This is a genomic window from Nocardioides sp. NPDC047086 (assembly GCF_040643685.1).
Lineage (GTDB): Bacteria > Actinomycetota > Actinomycetes > Propionibacteriales > Nocardioidaceae > Nocardioides.
In genome coordinates this window covers 98796-113308 of record NZ_JBEYUV010000001.1, presented here as the reverse complement: position 1 = coordinate 113308, position 14513 = coordinate 98796, and the positions used below count along the sequence as shown (strand labels likewise).

The 14513-nt window shown below is 67.2% G+C and carries 14 protein-coding genes and 1 tRNA gene; 9 read left to right on the top strand and 6 right to left on the bottom strand.

All coding sequences use genetic code 11. The features are described 5' to 3' along the window. Positions 1 to 131: 131 nt before the first annotated feature. Complete coding sequence (locus tag ABZ796_RS00570) at positions 132 to 917, bottom strand: glycosyltransferase (RefSeq protein WP_357333682.1); 786 nt, start codon at positions 915 to 917, stop codon at positions 132 to 134. After that, positions 914 to 1708, bottom strand: coding sequence for a GntR family transcriptional regulator (locus tag ABZ796_RS00565; protein ID WP_357333680.1), 795 nt, complete (start codon positions 1706 to 1708; stop codon positions 914 to 916). Before ABZ796_RS00565 ends, ABZ796_RS00570 begins: the two co-directional genes overlap by 4 nt. A 131-nt stretch (positions 1709 to 1839) precedes the next feature. Between ABZ796_RS00565 and ABZ796_RS00560 the strand changes: the two genes are divergently transcribed. The 8 genes from ABZ796_RS00560 (at position 1840) to ABZ796_RS00525 (ending at position 7564) form a co-directional block, all read left to right on the top strand. Next, a complete protein-coding gene (locus ABZ796_RS00560; RefSeq protein ID WP_357333678.1) occupies positions 1840 to 2271 on the top strand; it encodes a plasmid replication, integration and excision activator in 432 nt (143 codons plus the stop codon). Continuing rightward, positions 2271 to 2597: a hypothetical protein gene (locus ABZ796_RS00555; protein ID WP_357333676.1), complete on the top strand. Its 327-nt coding sequence runs from the start codon at positions 2271 to 2273 to the stop codon at positions 2595 to 2597. Before ABZ796_RS00560 ends, ABZ796_RS00555 begins: the two co-directional genes overlap by 1 nt. A gap of 174 nt (positions 2598 to 2771) precedes the next feature. Continuing rightward, positions 2772 to 4091: an FtsK/SpoIIIE domain-containing protein gene (locus ABZ796_RS00550; protein WP_357333674.1), complete on the top strand. Its 1320-nt coding sequence runs from the start codon at positions 2772 to 2774 to the stop codon at positions 4089 to 4091. After that, a complete protein-coding gene (locus ABZ796_RS00545) occupies positions 4088 to 4369 on the top strand; it encodes a WhiB family transcriptional regulator (protein ID WP_357333672.1) in 282 nt (93 codons plus the stop codon). The genes ABZ796_RS00550 and ABZ796_RS00545 overlap by 4 nt, the downstream gene beginning before the upstream one ends. Further along, a complete protein-coding gene (locus ABZ796_RS00540; RefSeq protein WP_357333671.1) occupies positions 4366 to 4548 on the top strand; it encodes a hypothetical protein in 183 nt (60 codons plus the stop codon). Before ABZ796_RS00545 ends, ABZ796_RS00540 begins: the two co-directional genes overlap by 4 nt. Continuing rightward, the gene (locus tag ABZ796_RS00535) at positions 4545 to 6176 is read left to right on the top strand and encodes a replication initiator (RefSeq protein WP_357333669.1); all 1632 of its coding nucleotides are present in this window, start codon (positions 4545 to 4547) and stop codon (positions 6174 to 6176) included. Before ABZ796_RS00540 ends, ABZ796_RS00535 begins: the two co-directional genes overlap by 4 nt. Positions 6177 to 6188: 12 nt before the next feature. Further along, positions 6189 to 6395, top strand: a complete 207-nt coding sequence (locus ABZ796_RS00530; RefSeq protein ID WP_357333667.1) for a helix-turn-helix domain-containing protein — start codon at positions 6189 to 6191, stop codon at positions 6393 to 6395. After that, entirely contained in the window at positions 6392 to 7564 is a 1173-nt protein-coding gene (locus ABZ796_RS00525; RefSeq protein WP_357333665.1) for a tyrosine-type recombinase/integrase, read from the top strand. The genes ABZ796_RS00530 and ABZ796_RS00525 overlap by 4 nt, the downstream gene beginning before the upstream one ends. A gap of 14 nt (positions 7565 to 7578) precedes the next feature. Here ABZ796_RS00525 and ABZ796_RS00520 read toward each other — a convergent pair. Next, a tRNA-Ile gene (locus ABZ796_RS00520) sits at positions 7579 to 7655 on the bottom strand. 155 nt (positions 7656 to 7810) lie between these two features. Between ABZ796_RS00520 and ABZ796_RS00515 the strand changes: the two genes are divergently transcribed. Next, entirely contained in the window at positions 7811 to 8659 is an 849-nt protein-coding gene (locus tag ABZ796_RS00515; protein WP_357333664.1) for a hypothetical protein, read from the top strand. Between the two features lie 199 nt (positions 8660 to 8858). Here ABZ796_RS00515 and ABZ796_RS00510 read toward each other — a convergent pair whose 3' ends face one another. From ABZ796_RS00510 to gyrB, 3 genes are read right to left on the bottom strand one after another with little or no spacing between them, the layout of a single operon-like run. Next, the gene (locus tag ABZ796_RS00510; protein WP_357333662.1) at positions 8859 to 9413 is read right to left on the bottom strand and encodes a DUF3566 domain-containing protein; all 555 of its coding nucleotides are present in this window, start codon (positions 9411 to 9413) and stop codon (positions 8859 to 8861) included. Then, complete coding sequence (gyrA, locus tag ABZ796_RS00505; protein WP_357334144.1) at positions 9413 to 12076, bottom strand: DNA gyrase subunit A; 2664 nt, start codon at positions 12074 to 12076, stop codon at positions 9413 to 9415. Before gyrA ends, ABZ796_RS00510 begins: the two co-directional genes overlap by 1 nt. A 54-nt stretch (positions 12077 to 12130) precedes the next feature. Continuing rightward, on the bottom strand, positions 12131 to 14194 hold the full coding sequence (gene gyrB / locus ABZ796_RS00500) for a DNA topoisomerase (ATP-hydrolyzing) subunit B (protein WP_357334142.1): 2064 nt from the start codon (positions 14192 to 14194) through the stop codon (positions 12131 to 12133). Positions 14195 to 14513: the final 319 nt, after the last annotated feature.

The following is a 14513-nucleotide window of genomic DNA, read 5'->3' as shown; positions in this document are numbered from 1 at the left end:
TGCGCGGCACGTAGGGGGACCGGCCGCCAGGCCGCACGCCCCCGGAGGCCGCGCACGCGGCCGAAGGCCGCCTTGAGTCAGTAGAGAAAGTTCTCACGAAACAGGGGATGCGGCTGGAACCGGTCGGCTCGTCATGAGGGCGTTGGGCTCGTCTCTCGCGATGCCTGCACGAGTTCTTGAAGCGCTCGTGCACGAGCGACGATGAGGGTCCGTCGTTGTTCGGCATGTGCGGTGTCCAGGTGCTCGGGCGAGGCCGTTACCTGGGCGTTGTGCTTGCGGTAGATCAGGCCGGGCTCTGCCTCCAGATGCCCCGACGCTAGGGCACTGGCGGCGACAAGGAGTCCGGTGTCCTCGCTCGTCGGCAAAGCCATCCAGCCACCGAGCCTCAGAAGCAGGTCCCGTTTGATGCTCATGGAGGTGGGCATATTGGGAAGCCACTTCCAATCGTTGTCCTCCCAGACCCTCAGCACCCATCCGGGCTCGACCAGGCCGGGCTCCGGGTCGCCGTGAACCCATCGCGAAAGTTCGCCCGTCTCGTCGTCACAGTCGTACGCCGTCGAGGTCGTCCAACCGATCTCGGGGTGCTCCTGGTGAGCACGAATGTCCCGAGCCAGCGCCCCATCAGTGAGACGGTCGTCAGCGTCCAGGTTCCGGATGATGGAGCCAGTCGAGCGAGCGAATGCCATGTTTCGAGTCGGACCCGGCCCTGAGGGACGGTTCTCGTCGATCGCGCATCGAGGGTCCGTGCGGATCGGGTCCGGGAGGCTGTCGGCGATCGGCCCATCACACTGGATAAGCCACTCCCAGCGCCAGGACTCCGGCAACTCCTGCCTCCGGAGAGACTCGTAGGCGTCCATGAGGTAGGGGACTGACGGCGCGTGCACCGGTGTGATGACTGAGATTCGGTTGTCGCTCATCGACTCGCCTTCTCCAGTGTCGTCTCGAAGGACAGCGCCATGCGGTCCGCTGGCCACTTGTTGTCTGCAACCTCGACGACGCGGCCATCCGTGCTGAACGTCGTCTTGCGGTCGACCAGGAGCGCTTCGCCGGGTGCTACATCGAACTCCCGGGCTTCGTCTGCCGTGGCCGGCCGAGCGAGCACGCGGTCCGTGATGCGCTCGACCTCGATACCCACAGTAGACAACTGATGCTGAGTGCCACCTGGCCACGGTTCGGCGCTCTCGTCCATGAGGCGAGGGTTCCCCTCGATGTGCGAAACGACCAGGTGTGAGACGACAAGAGCGAACGGCGCGGACTCGTCGTCAACGCGCGTTCGGTACGTACGCCGCAAGAGAGGAGTGCCGACCTCTACCCCGAGCGCATCCGCCAAGTCCTCGTCCGCCTTGGCCTCTTCATAGCGTGCGGAGAAGACGAAGCGCTCCAGGGGAAGCCCGGTGTCCTTCTCAGATGCCCCTTCTGACAGCCGCTCTTCCTCGCTGAGGCCAACTCGGTTCTTCTCCCACTGGTAGCGGGTCGACGAGCGCTCCAAGCGGGTGCGGCGAGACCGTACGAAGGTCCCGCGTCCGTGCACCCTCTGGATGTGCCGTTCGGCTTCGAGCAAATCGAGCGCACGCCTCAGAGTGCCGAGGCTGACCCCGTACTCCTCAAGAAGCGCAGTCTCGCTCGGGAGCCGGTCGCCCGGCTGCAACTCGGACGCCTCGATGCGATGCCGCAGGTCAGCGGCGATCCTGTCGAACTTTGCGGCCACCTGGGGGCCTCCTTCCTGGATGAATCCAGCCTAGTCCTTTAGAGGACTGGTTGACAGCCTGCCCAGTCCTATGCTCCTATAGTCCTATAGAGGACTGAAGGAGTCCTCACCAACAGAGAAGGACTAGGGCAATGGCTATCCCTCGCAAGATGAACCTCGGCAACGACCTGGTGTTCTCGGCTGGCGCGTTCGTCGTCGGCGCGGTCGAGCAGGTCCAGGACTGGGAGGCGGCACCGCTCCCGGACGGGACCCGTCCGCAGAAGATCGACAAGGAGACCGGTCTCCCGACCTGGACCGTCCCGGTCCTCGACGCCGACCCGGAGGCGGGCAAGAACGACAAGACGGTCAACGTCAAGATCCTCGCCAAGCACCAGCCGGTGCCCCCGGCCAACGACACGGGTCTCCCGTTCGTCCCGGTCGTGTTCACGAACCTGGTTGGTGTCCCGTGGATCGACGACTCCGGCAACCGTCCCAAGTTGATGTGGTCCCTCACGGCCACGGGCATGGAGGCCCCCGGCGCTCGTAAGCCCGCTGCGGGTACGACCTCGAAGGCGGCTGCGTGATGTGGGCCGAACTGGAGTTCCTGGGCAACGTGATGGAGCGCCTGCCGCAGATCGACGTCCAGTCCCCGGGGCTCGTCTCGCTGGAAATTCTCGAGGACGGCAGCACGCTCGGCGGTAAGCGACTGCTCGCCGAAGTGCGGGTCACCATGCGCACCATCGACGAGGCTCAGGTCCTGGCCGATGCGCTCGGCCTGACGGGGCACTACGTCGGCCCGGTCATCGACGGCCAGGTCATGCACGACTACATCGGCCTGGTCGACCACGCCACCGACAGCCCGATCGACATCAGCGTCGTCGCCTACGAGACCACCGAGGCGAGGGCCTGATGGGCACCGCGCTCGGCGTCGTGATGGTCCTCGGCCTGCTCTACCTCGTCGCCCGCGTGCTCTTCGACTGAGCACGACGTGGCACCCCGAAGGCTCCCGCTGGCCGTCGCGTGAAGGGAAGCGCGCGGCGGCTGGCGGGACTCCACCCCGGCAACTCTGGAAAGGCAGCAAGTCATGAACGAAACACTCGTCTACAGCCTCGGCGGCCTGGTCGCCCTGGCGCTCGCGGTCCTGATCGCGATCCCCGCCACTCGGAAACCGACCCTCGCGGCGCTGGTCTGGCTGGGCATGCTCGTCCGGCGTGCCTGGTGGTGGCTGGTCTTCCGGTGCACCTGGAAGGGCCTCGCCCGTGAATCGGGTCTGTCCAAGCGTCGGACCAAGCGAGTCAAGCGCATGGGCGTGGGTGAGGAATCCATCGAGAAATGGCGCGACCCGCGCCTCAAGCGAGTCATCACCTCGGCCCACTCGGTGACCCTCAAGGTCCGCACCCGTCGCGGTCAGGCCCTGGCCGACCTGGAGGCCTTCGCCCCCAAACTCGCGGCCACGTATCAGGCCGACTCCTACCGGGTCTACCCCGCCAAGCGTCGCCCCGGCTCCACGGTGATGTTCGAGCTCGTGATGCGCGACCTCATCACCAAGCCCGCAACCGCTGTCATGCCGGAGCCCCGGATGCAGACAGAGACGGTTCTGCTCGGTCGCCGTCAGAACGGCAAGCCGTTCCACCTCCAGGTCGAGCAGCGTCACACCCTCGTCGTGGGTGCCTCCGGTGCCGGTAAGGGGTCGTTCCTGTGGGGCATCGTCGGCTCGCTCTCGCCCGCTATCTCGGTGGATGCGGTGCGGGCCTTCGGGATCGACCTCAAGGGCGGCATGGAGTTGATGATGGGCGCTCCGCTGTTCACCAAGATTGCTGTCAAGGGTGACCGGGCGGTGGAGATGCTGCGGGAGTTGGTCTCCATCGCCGACCAGCGCACCGAAGCGCTCCAGGGCATCTCTCGTAACCACAAGCCCGGCCCGGGTGACCCGCTCTACCTCCTGGTCATCGATGAGTTGGCCTCGCTGACGGCGTACGCCGATCCGGAGATCAAGAAGGAGGCCGAGCGGCTCCTGAAGCGGCTTCTCTCGATCGGTCGCGCGGTGGGTGTCGTGGTGTGCGCGTTCGTCCAGGACCCCCGCAAGGAGGTTATCGACATGCGCGGTCTGTTCACCCAGACCATCGCCCTGCGGGTCCGTTCCGCGATGGAGACCAACATGGTCCTCGGTGACGGCATGGCCACCCAGGCGGCTGCACACCGGATCCTCAAGGCCGCCCAGGGCACGGCCTGGATCATCGACGAGGACGGCTCCACCGACCGCATCCGCGCCGACTACTGGCCCGATGAACTCATCCGGCGTCTGGCCTCGCTCTACCCCGCGACCCCGGACCTGGTGACCATCCCGGATGCCGTGGACGCCTCGGGTATGCCGCTCTCCCTGACCGATGGGGGTGCGCGATGACTACCCCGGCCTGGATGAACGACGCGGCCTGTGCCGCCACCGACAAGCGCGGTCTGCCCTGGACCTCGGACACCAGCGCGGTCCCCACGGTCCTGGTCGACCTGATGCGAGAGACCTGCGACGGCTGTCCGGTCCGGCTCGCCTGCCAGGCCTACGCCACGCGGAACCGCGTCACCGGTGGCTGGTGGTGCGGCGTCGACCAGGCCCCCGCGCCTGAGGACCTGCTCGACCTGCTCGACGCTCTCCCCGCGACCTCACTCCTGGACGGTGCGGCATGAACGCGACGACCTGCACCGCGACCAAGGACACCGACGTCCACAACCACACCTGTGACCAGGACCCGCTCCACGAGGTCCGCCACGGACACCACTGCCCCGGCTGTGACGTGTGGTGGCTCCAGACCGCCAATCCCGCTCGCTCCACGGTCACCGCTGATGGTCAGGGGCTGTTGTGGTGACTGCTTCGACCCTGGATGCACCGGGCATCCACAGTGACGCATCGTCTCCGGCTCGGGGCACCTTCCCCGGGTATGGGGAGGATGCGCCGCTGGATCTGTCCGGGCTCTCCGACGCCGAGTTCGCCTCGACTGCTGCCCGGCTCCTGGATGGCACTTTCGACGCCTGGTCCGAGACCGCCGCATCGGTCGGGTACTGCGCCCACCCCATCCGGCTGACCGGGGCCTCGGAGACCTTCGACGCCCGAACCGGGGATCTCGTCGGCGCGTTCTCGTCCGCGAATGCCCCGCTCGGGGTGCTCTACCGGCCCTGCGGCAACCGCCGCGCTGATGTGTGCCCGGCCTGCTCCCGGGTCTACGCCCGCGACACCTTCGCCATGATCAACGCCGGGCTCGTCGGGGGGAAGACGATCCCGGACACGGTGGCAGACAACCCGCTGCTCTTCGTCACCTTCACCGCCCCCACCTTCGGCCACGTCCACGGCCCCCGACCGAAGAACGGCCAGCGTGTTGGCGGAAGGTGTCGGCCTCGCTCGGCCAGGCCCGGACAGCCGGTGACCTGCGAACACGGCCGCCCGCTGTCCTGCATGAGCATCCACGGCGAGGACGACTCGATCAATGGCGCGCCCCTGTGCCACGAGTGTCACGACCTCGACAGCGCGATCGTGTGGCAGTGGCACGCCCCCGAGTTGTGGCGCCGCACGACCATCGCGCTACGCCGGGCCTTGGCCGATCACCTCGGCGTCACCGAGACCCGACGCAAGCCCACCAAGAAGAACCCCACCCCGCTGCCCTGCCTGGCCGACCTCGCCGCGGTGCAGTTCGCCAAGGTCGCCGAATACCAAGCCCGCGGGCTCGTCCACTTCCACGCCCTCATCCGCCTCGACGGCCCTGACGGTCCGGGGTCACCTGCTCCGATCGACGGTCACACCCTCGGTCGGCTCCTGGAGCACGCGGCCGGCCGAATCGAGTTCACCGCCGACCCCATCGACGCCGACGACCCCGCCCGGGTCCTGCGCTGGGGACAGCAGCTCGATATCCGCGTGGTCCGCGACGGGCACCGCACCGACGACCCCAACGGCCCCCTCACCCCCGGCCAGGTCGCCGGGTACCTCGCCAAGTACGCCACCAAAGACGCCAACTCGATCAGCACCAACAGCCTCGACGAGCCCCGCGAACACATCGCCGCGTTCTCCTCGAGGTGCCGCGAACTCGCCGCCAGGTCCCGCCGCCACTACGGGCTGCACACCGACCGGGACGGCAAGGAGAACAACCCCTACTACTACCTCGGCAAGTGGGCCCACATGCTCGGCTTCCGGGGCCACTTCTCCACCAAGTCGCGGCGCTACTCGATCAGCCTCGGTCGCCTGCGTCGCGCTCGTGCCAAGTACCGCCAACTCATCGAGGCCTCCAAGACCGACCAGGACGCCCGGGCCGCGCTGCTCGACCTCGGCGAACTCGAAGCCCGCCTCCTGGCCGACGACGAAGACACCACCCTCGTCATCAGCCGGTGGGCCTTCGAAGGCGTCGGCTGGACCCACCCCGGAGACGAAGCCCTCGCCCTGGCCGCCGCTGCCCGTGCCCGCGAGTACGACCAGTGGAAGGCCCAGACCAAGAACACCAACCGATGAAAGGAAGATCCGATGAGTGCAGAGACTGGCGGCCTGGAGCCGCTGATGACCATTGACGAGGTGTCCGAATTCCTGCGGGTCCCCGTCATCACCATCAAGTGGCTTCGCCAGGAAGGCCGGTTCGCTCCGGCGGTCAAGATCGGGCGTCGCCTCTCCTGGCAGCGCTCGGCCGTCCTCGCCTGGGTTGCTGAGCAGCAAGAGCAGGAGGTTGCCGCATGAGCGTGCAGCGCTACACCACCAAGAGCGGCAAGGTCCGCTATCGCGCTCGGGTGAAGCATCACGGCCGAGAAGTCGCTACCTCGGTCTTCGACCGCAAACGCGATGCTGAGGCCTGGGAGGACGACCAGAAGCGACGCCTACGCCTGGGGGAGTGGCACGACCCTCGCCGGGGTCAGGTCGCGCTCTCGGTGGTCGCCGTCGACTGGCTGGAGTCCCGCAACAGCCTCAAGCGCAAGACCCTCGCTCTCGAAGTGGCCGCCTGGCGCAACCACATCGAGCCGAAGTTCGGGAAGGTCCCGGTCGCCTCGATCACCTCGGCCGATATTGCAACCTGGGTTGGTCGGCTGATCGCCTCCGGTGCAGCACAGTCCACGGTCGCTCGTCACCTGGCGGTCTTCCGGGGCCTGCTCGCCTTCGCAGTGCAGGACGGCCGGATCACGAAGAACCCGGCTGAGCGGGTCGCGGCACCTACCTCAGGCAAGGTCCGACGCGAGGGCCAGTTCCTGACCAGCAAGGAGGTGCTCGCGCTGGCTGAGGCTTGCTCGACCATCACCGAGGACGACCCCGCCGATGCCCTCGACTATGGCGACATCGTCAAGGTCCTGGCCTACCTCGGCCCCCGCTGGGGCGAACTCGCCGGGCTCCAGGTCCGCGACCGGCTAAGGGTCCCCGGGCACGGCGTACGCCTGCAACGCGCGGTGCTGTCGAGCATGGAAACCGGCTCGCTCTACGTCGACACGCTCAAGAGCAAGCGTGCTCGGACCGCCCCGCTCGTTGAAGAACTCGTCCCGATCTTCGACCGCTGGTGTAAGGGCAAGGACCCCGACGACTGGATCTTCCACGCCCCGCGCGGTGGCCCGCTGTCTGAGCGGAACTGGAAGCGCTCGGTCGGCTGGGCTGAGGCAATCAAGAAGATCGACCGGCCCGCCCTTCGGGTTCACGACCTCCGGCACACCTGCGCCTCACTCTGGCTCGCTGCCGGTGCCGATCCGAAGGTCCTGCAGCGCATCCTGGGGCACGCCTCGGCAGCCATGACGATGGACCTCTACGGGCACCTCGTCGACGACAACCTCTGGTCCTCCGCTGAGAGGCTCGGGGGCACCCTGGGGGCATCTGACGAGGATGACAGCCCCGAAAACGAAGGCGAGGCCCCCGATGGGAGCCTCTGACCTGCGGAAACGAGTGGTGCGCTTAGGAGGACTTGAACCTCCGACCCCCACATTATCAGTGTGGTGCTCTAACCGTCTGAGCTATAAGCGCAGGCGCCAACTGGAGGGTGGAAGCCCCTACCAGCAGGCGAGAGGAAACATTACCCGGCTGCTGCCCGAGGCACCAAAACGATGACATCCCATCGTCCCTGGGGAGGTCCTTCCGAACCTGGTTCGGACAGACCTCCCCAGGGTTAGGGTGCCAACATGTCCGACTCGGAGGACCGGCAGACGATCTCCGCGCGCGAGGATGCGGCGCGGATGCTGGACGCTCAGCGACGGATGCAGGACGGCGTCGCGACCTATGCCCAGCTCACCGCCGGCGGCCTGAGCAGGATCGACATCGAGAGGTCCGTACGCCGCAACGAGCTCCGCCGGGTGCACCCGCGCGTCTACATCACCCACACCGGGCCGCTCACCTGGGAGCAGCGGGCGTGGGCCGCGGTGCTCTACGCCGCTCCGGCCGTGCTGTGCCGCGAGAGCCTCGAAGCTCCGCGGGGGCGCGATGACGGTCGTGCGATCCACGTCGCCATCGACCATTCCCGCAAGGTGATGCCCCAGCCCGGCATCGTCGTCCACCGGATGCGCGACCTCGAACGCAAGGCCTACGGAGGCACTCCACCGCGCCTGAAGGTCGAGGACAACGCTCTGGCGATGGCGAACGAAGCCAGGACCGAGATCGATGCGATCGCGCGGGTTGCCGAGGTGGCGAGCCGGTCCTACGTCACCGCGACCACGCTCCGGGAAGCCCTTAACCGCGCACGCTCCCTACGCCGCCGGAAGCTCATCCAAGGCTTGGTCGACGACCTCGCGACCGGCACGCACTCGGTGCTCGAGCACGGCTATCTCACCAAGGTCGAGCGGGCGCACGGTCTCCCCTCGGGACGGCGCCAATCGCCACGTATCGGTGCTTCGGGCGACCAGTTCCGTGACATCGAGTACGACGGGTATGCCCTGGTGGTCGAGCTCGATGGTGCCTCGGCCACGACTCTTGGCGCGACCAGGCCCGTGATGCCGATCGTTCGTTGGACGATCTCGCCGAGCTCGGGACGGTGACCGCGCGACTGCGGTTCCACCAGGTGTTCGACACCCCGTGTCAGACGGCGGCCCGCATAGGACGGATCCTCACCAGAAACGGCTGGAGCGGGACACAGCAGAGCTGCGGCCGAACCTGCCCGCTGAACGAATGAACCTGGGGAGGGCCATCCGAACGGTGTTCGGACAACCCTCCCCAGGTTGCAGGTTCGAGCGTGGCTCAGTTCTCGGTGAGCTCTACTTCCACGCCGCCCAGGAGCGCGGCGGCCATGTTGTAGAGGAACGCAGCGAGGGTGGCGACGGCGGTCATCAGGACGATGTTGACCACCGAGACGACCATGGTGAAGCCCATGATGCGGGGGAGGCCGAGGTAGTCCTGCACGTTCCAGCCGGCGCTGGAGTCACCGACGACGTCCTGGACCGCCTGGTTGATCGAGTCCCACACGCCGGCGGCGCCGAGCACCGACCAGATCACGAAGACGGCGACGATCACCACGACGCTGAGCGCGATCGAGAGCAGGAAGGCCATCTTCATGACCGACCACGGGTCGATGCGGCTCAGGCTCAACCGGGCCCGACGCGACGAGCCGCTGACCGCGTCCCGTTCCGCGCCGGCTGGGCCGGAGGTGCGGGCGGTCGAGGCCACCGCGGAGGTCGTACGCCTGGCCGCGTTGGCAACCGTGTCCGTGATCCGCTGGGTCACCGGCTGTGCGGTCTCGTTCCGCTCGGTCATCGCGACTCCCCCGGTCGTGCGGTCGGCGGTGCGGTCCGTCATCAGGATTCATCTTCCGTCGTGGTCTCGGACGACGCTCCGTGCTCGTCGTCTCCACCGATTGTTACATCATCTGCAACCTCTGTCCCGGTGACGACGTCATCGTCGACCTCACGGGCCTCGACGGAACGCGCCACGACGGCGACCGAGTCACCCTTCTTGGGCGAGACGAACTTGACGCCCTGGGTGGAGCGACCGGTCGGCCGGAAGTCGGCGTTGATCGGGCTGCGTACGACCTGGCCGGTCGCGGTGATCGAGAGGATCTCGTCGCCGTCGACCACGATGAACGCACCGACCAGACCGCCGCGGTCGGCGTTGGCCAGGGCCATGGTCTTGATGCCCAGACCGCCGCGGGACTGCAGCCGGTACTCGGAGATCTTCGTACGCTTGGCGAACCCGCCATCGGTGATGGTGAAGACGAACTGCTCCTTGACCTCGTCAGGCGACTCGGCACCGGAGACAGGAGCCGCAACGTCCGCGGTGTCCTCGTTGGCCTCGGAGAGCCCGGCCGCGATCTCGGCGGCGACGTGCTCGGCCCGGATGACCGACATCGACAGCAGCGAGTCGCCCTCCCGGAACTTCATGCCGGTGACACCCGAGGTCGCCCGGCCCATCGGCCGCAGCTGGTTGTCGTCGGCGCGGAACCGGATCGCCTGGCCCTTGCGGGAGACCAGCAGGATGTCGTCCTCGGAGTTGACCAGCTCGGCGCCGATCAGCTCGTCGTCGTCCTCGCGGAAGTTGATCGCGATGACGCCGGCCTGACGGGGCGAGTTGTAGTCCCCGAGCCGGGTCTTCTTGATCAGACCGGAGCGGGTGGCGAGCACGAGGTAGGGCGCCTGCTCGTAGTCGCGGATCGCGAGCACCTGGGCGATCGACTCGTCCGGCTGGAACGAGAGCAGCCCGGCCACGTGACCACCCTTGGCGTCACGCGCCGCCTCGGGCAGGTTGTAGGCCTTGATCCGGTAGACCCGGCCGGCGGTGGTGAAGAAGAGCAGCCAGTGGTGGTTGGTGGTCGAGATGAAGTGCTCGACCACGTCGTCGCCGCGCAGGGTGGCGCCGCGTACGCCCTTCCCACCGCGCTTCTGGGTGCGGTACTCGTTCGCGAGGGTGCGCTTGGCGTAGCCACCGCGGGTGATCGAGACGACCAGCTCCTCATCGGGGATGAGGTCCTCCATGGAGAGGTCGCCGTCGGCGGCGATGATCTGGGTGCGCCGGTCGTCGCCGTACTTCGCGACGATCTCGTCGAGCTCGTCCATGACGATCTGACGCTGACGGGTCACGTTGGCGAGGATGTCCTCGAGGTCGGCGATGATCAGCTCGAGCTCGGCGAGGCGGTCGATGATCTTCTGCCGCTCGAGCGCCGCGAGGCGACGCAGCTGCATGTCGAGGATCGCGTTGGCCTGGACCTCGTCGATGTCGAGCAGCCGGATCAGGCCCTGGCGGGCGTCGTCGACCTCGGGGGAGGAGCGGATCAGCGCGATGACCGCGTCGAGCTGGTCGAGCGCCTTGACCAGGCCGCGCCAGATGTGGGCGTCCTCCTCGGCCTTGCGCAGCCGGAATGCCGTACGCCTCCGGATGACGTCGATCTGGTGCTCGACCCAGTTGGAGATGAACTGGTCGATCGAGAGCGTGCGCGGCACACCGTCGACCAGCGCCAGCATGTTGGCGGAGAAGTTGGTCTGCAGCTCGGTGTGCTTGAGCAGGTTGTTGAGTACGACCCGGGCGACCGCATCGCGCTTGAGCACGACCACGAGCTGCTGCCCGGTGCGGGAGGAGGTGTTGTCCTTGACGTCCGCGATGCCCTGCACCTTGCCGGTGTCGGCCAGGTCGGCGATCTTCTGGGCGAGGTTGTCCGGGTTCACCATGTAGGGGAGCTCGGTGATGACGAGGGTGGTGCGGCCCTTGTTGTCCTCGTCGACGTCGATCACCGCACGCTGGGTGATCGAGCCGCGACCGGTGCGGTAGGCCTGCTCGATGCCCTCGCGGCCGACGATCAGCGCACCGTTGGGGAAGTCGGGGCCCTTGACCCGCTCGATCAGCGCGTCCTGGAGCTCCTCGCGTGTCGCGTCGGGGTGCTCGAGCGCCCACTTGGCGCCGGAGGCGACCTCACGCAGGTTGTGCGGAGGGATGTTGGTCGCCATCCCGACCGCGATACCGGCCGAGCCGTTGACCAGCAGGTTCGGGAAGCGCGCGGGCAGGATCGACGGCTCCTGGGAGCGGCCGTCGTAGTTGGGGCCGAAGTCGACGGTGTCCTCGGTGATGTCGCGGACCATCTCCAGCGCCAGCGGCGCCATCCGGCACTCGGTGTAACGCATGGCCGCGGCCGGGTCGTTGCCGGGCGAGCCGAAGTTGCCCTGGCCGTGGATCAGCGGGTAGCGCAGCACCCACGGCTGCGCGAGCCGGACCAGGGTGTCGTAGATCGCCGAGTCGCCGTGGGGGTGGTAGTTACCCATCACCTCACCGACGACGCGGGCGCACTTGGAGAACCCGCGGTCGGGGCGGTAGCCACCGTCGTACATCGCGTAGAGCACCCGCCGGTGGACGGGCTTGAGGCCGTCGCGTACGTCCGGCAGCGCGCGGCCGACGATGACGGCCATCGCGTAGTCGATGTAGCTGGCCTGCATCGAGGCCTGAAGCTCGACGGTCTCGATCCGGCCGCCGGGCATGTCCGGGGTTTCAGTCACTGTGTCGTCTCTCGCTCAATCGTTTCTTTGGCCGGATCAGATGTCCAGGAAACGTACGTCTTTGGCGTTGCGCTGGATGAAGGAGCGTCGCTCGGCGACGTCCTCGCCCATGAGGATCGAGAAGATCTCGTCGGCGTGGGCGGCGTCCTCGAGGGTGACCTGCAGCAGCAGCCGCTGCGAGGGGTCCATCGTGGTCTCCCACAGCTCGTCGGCGTTCATCTCGCCCAGACCCTTGTAGCGCTGGACCGGGTTCTCCTTGGGCAGCTTCTTGCCCTGCTCGAGGCCGTCACGCATGAGGGCGTCGCGCTCGGCGTCGGAGTAGACGAACTCGTGCTCGGCCGGCTTGTTCCAGCGCAGGCGGTAGAGCGGCGGCTGGGCGAGGTAGACGTAGCCCTGCTCGATCAGCGGCTTCATGAACCGGAACAGCAGCGTCAGCAGCAGCGTGTTGATGTGGTGACCGTCGACGTCGGCGTCGGCCATCATCACGATCTTGTGGTAACGCAGCCGGTTGATGTCGAAGTCGTCGTGCACGCCGGTGCCCAGCGCGGAGATGATCGACTGGACCTCCTGGTTGGCCAGCACCTTGTCGATCCGGGCCTTCTCGACATTGAGGATCTTGCCTCGGATCGGGAGGATCGCCTGGATGCGCGGGTCGCGGCCGGACTTGGCCGAGCCACCCGCGGAGTCACCCTCGACGATGAAGATCTCGCACTCTTCGGGGTTGGTCGACTGGCAGTCGGCGAGCTTGCCGGGCAGGCCGCCACCGCCACCGATGCCCTTGCGGTTGCGCGCCAGGTCACGGGCCTTGCGGGCCGCGATCCGGGCCGAGGCCGCGGCCATCGACTTGCGGATGACCTCCTTGCCCTCGGCCGGGTTCTGCTCCAGCCAGGCGCCGAGCTGGTCGTTGACGGCGCCCTGCACGAAGCCCTTGACCTCGGTGTTGCCGAGCTTGTCCTTGGTCTGGCCCTCGAACTGCGGCTCGCTGATCTTCACCGAGATGATCGCGGTGAGACCCTCACGGATGTCGTCACCGGTGAGCCGGTCCTCCTTCTTCTTGATCAGACCCCACTCCTCGCCCCAGCGGTTGACCAGGGTGGTGAGCGCGGCGCGGAAGCCCTCTTCGTGGGTGCCGCCGCCGGGGGTGTTGACCGTGTTGGCGAAGGTGTGGACCGACTCGTTGTAGGAGGACGCCTGCCACTGCATGGCGATCTCGACGCTCATCGGGTTGGGCGCCTTCTCGTCGGTCTCGGTCTCGAAGGCGATGATGCTGGAGACCGGGGTCTTGCGCTTGTTGAGGTGGTCGACGTAGTCGGCCAGACCGCGCTCGTAGTAGAAGGACTGCTCCAGCACCCGCTCGCCGTTGCCGGAGCTGTGCAGCTCGTCGGCGCTGTCGGTGTCGGACTCGATCGTGCCGTCCTCGACGGCCTCGGCCAGCGCGGAGGCCTCCGGACGCTCGTCACGCAGCTCGATCCGCAGGCCCTTGTTGAGGAACGCGGTCTCGCGGAAGTGGCTCGAGATCGTCTCGAGGTTGTAGTCGGTCGACTCGAAGATGTCGCTCGAGGCGATCCAGGAGATCGTGGTGCCGGTGCGCTCGCCCTCCTCGAGCTCGCGCACCTCGCGGAGGTCGTAGTCGGGTACGCCGCGGGTGAACTCCTGCTCCCACAGCCGGCCCCGGTTCTTGATCTCCATGTGGAGCTTGGTCGAGAGCGCGTTCACGACGGACGAGCCGACGCCGTGCAGACCGCCGGAGACCTTATAGCCGCCACCACCGAACTTGCCACCGGCGTGGAGCACGGTCAGCGCGAGGGTCGCAGCGGGGATCTCCTGGCCGGCCGCGGTGTCGGTCGGGATGCCTCGGCCGTTGTCGGAGACGCTCACCCAGCCGTCCTCACGCAGCGTCACCTTGATGGTGTCGCAGTAGCCGGCGAGGGCCTCGTCGACCGCGTTGTCCACGATCTCCCAGATCAGGTGGTGCAGGCCGCGGGCACCCGTCGAGCCGATGTACATACCCGGTCGTTTGCGGACCGCTTCGAGCCCTTCAAGGACCTGGATGGCAGACGCGTCGTATTCGACTCCGTCTGTGGTCTTGTCGTCCGGCATAGGAGTCGTCTGGTCGGCAGCGGTCACCGGTGCGATCCACCTGTCATTTCGGTCCGGAATCGGACATGGTGTCGGTCGGGCATGCAACGGGCCGACCAGCGCCGGGGAAGTAAAACCTAGGACGATCGACCCAACCTCTATATTACCCCGTAGAACCCCGGATTCCACGCATGCCGCCTTCCCTGAGGGGCAACTGTGACCGAAATAGCCGTCTGTACGTCTCTTGACGGCATCTCTGCGCCCTCAGCAGGGGGCTCGGTGAGTCCCTATACGTCCACGGGGCGCTCAGAGCGGCAGATCGCGGCTCACGAACTCAGCC

Bases quoted from the DNA above. Each gene is read 5' to 3' on its own strand.
- gyrB (WP_357334142.1), bottom strand. From the start codon at position 14,194: ATGCCGGACGACAAGACCACAGACGGAGTCGAATACGACGCGTCTGCC.
- gyrA (WP_357334144.1), bottom strand. From the start codon at position 12,076: ATGCCCGGCGGCCGGATCGAGACCGTCGAGCTTCAGGCCTCGATGCAG.
- ABZ796_RS00515 (WP_357333664.1), top strand. From the start codon at position 7,811: ATGTCCGACTCGGAGGACCGGCAGACGATCTCCGCGCGCGAGGATGCG.
- ABZ796_RS00525 (WP_357333665.1), top strand. From the start codon at position 6,392: ATGAGCGTGCAGCGCTACACCACCAAGAGCGGCAAGGTCCGCTATCGC.
- ABZ796_RS00550 (WP_357333674.1), top strand. From the start codon at position 2,772: ATGAACGAAACACTCGTCTACAGCCTCGGCGGCCTGGTCGCCCTGGCG.
- ABZ796_RS00560 (WP_357333678.1), top strand. From the start codon at position 1,840: ATGGCTATCCCTCGCAAGATGAACCTCGGCAACGACCTGGTGTTCTCG.
- ABZ796_RS00555 (WP_357333676.1), top strand. From the start codon at position 2,271: ATGTGGGCCGAACTGGAGTTCCTGGGCAACGTGATGGAGCGCCTGCCG.
- ABZ796_RS00540 (WP_357333671.1), top strand. From the start codon at position 4,366: ATGAACGCGACGACCTGCACCGCGACCAAGGACACCGACGTCCACAAC.
- ABZ796_RS00570 (WP_357333682.1), bottom strand. From the start codon at position 917: ATGAGCGACAACCGAATCTCAGTCATCACACCGGTGCACGCGCCGTCA.
- ABZ796_RS00530 (WP_357333667.1), top strand. From the start codon at position 6,189: ATGAGTGCAGAGACTGGCGGCCTGGAGCCGCTGATGACCATTGACGAG.
- ABZ796_RS00510 (WP_357333662.1), bottom strand. From the start codon at position 9,413: ATGACGGACCGCACCGCCGACCGCACGACCGGGGGAGTCGCGATGACC.
- ABZ796_RS00545 (WP_357333672.1), top strand. From the start codon at position 4,088: ATGACTACCCCGGCCTGGATGAACGACGCGGCCTGTGCCGCCACCGAC.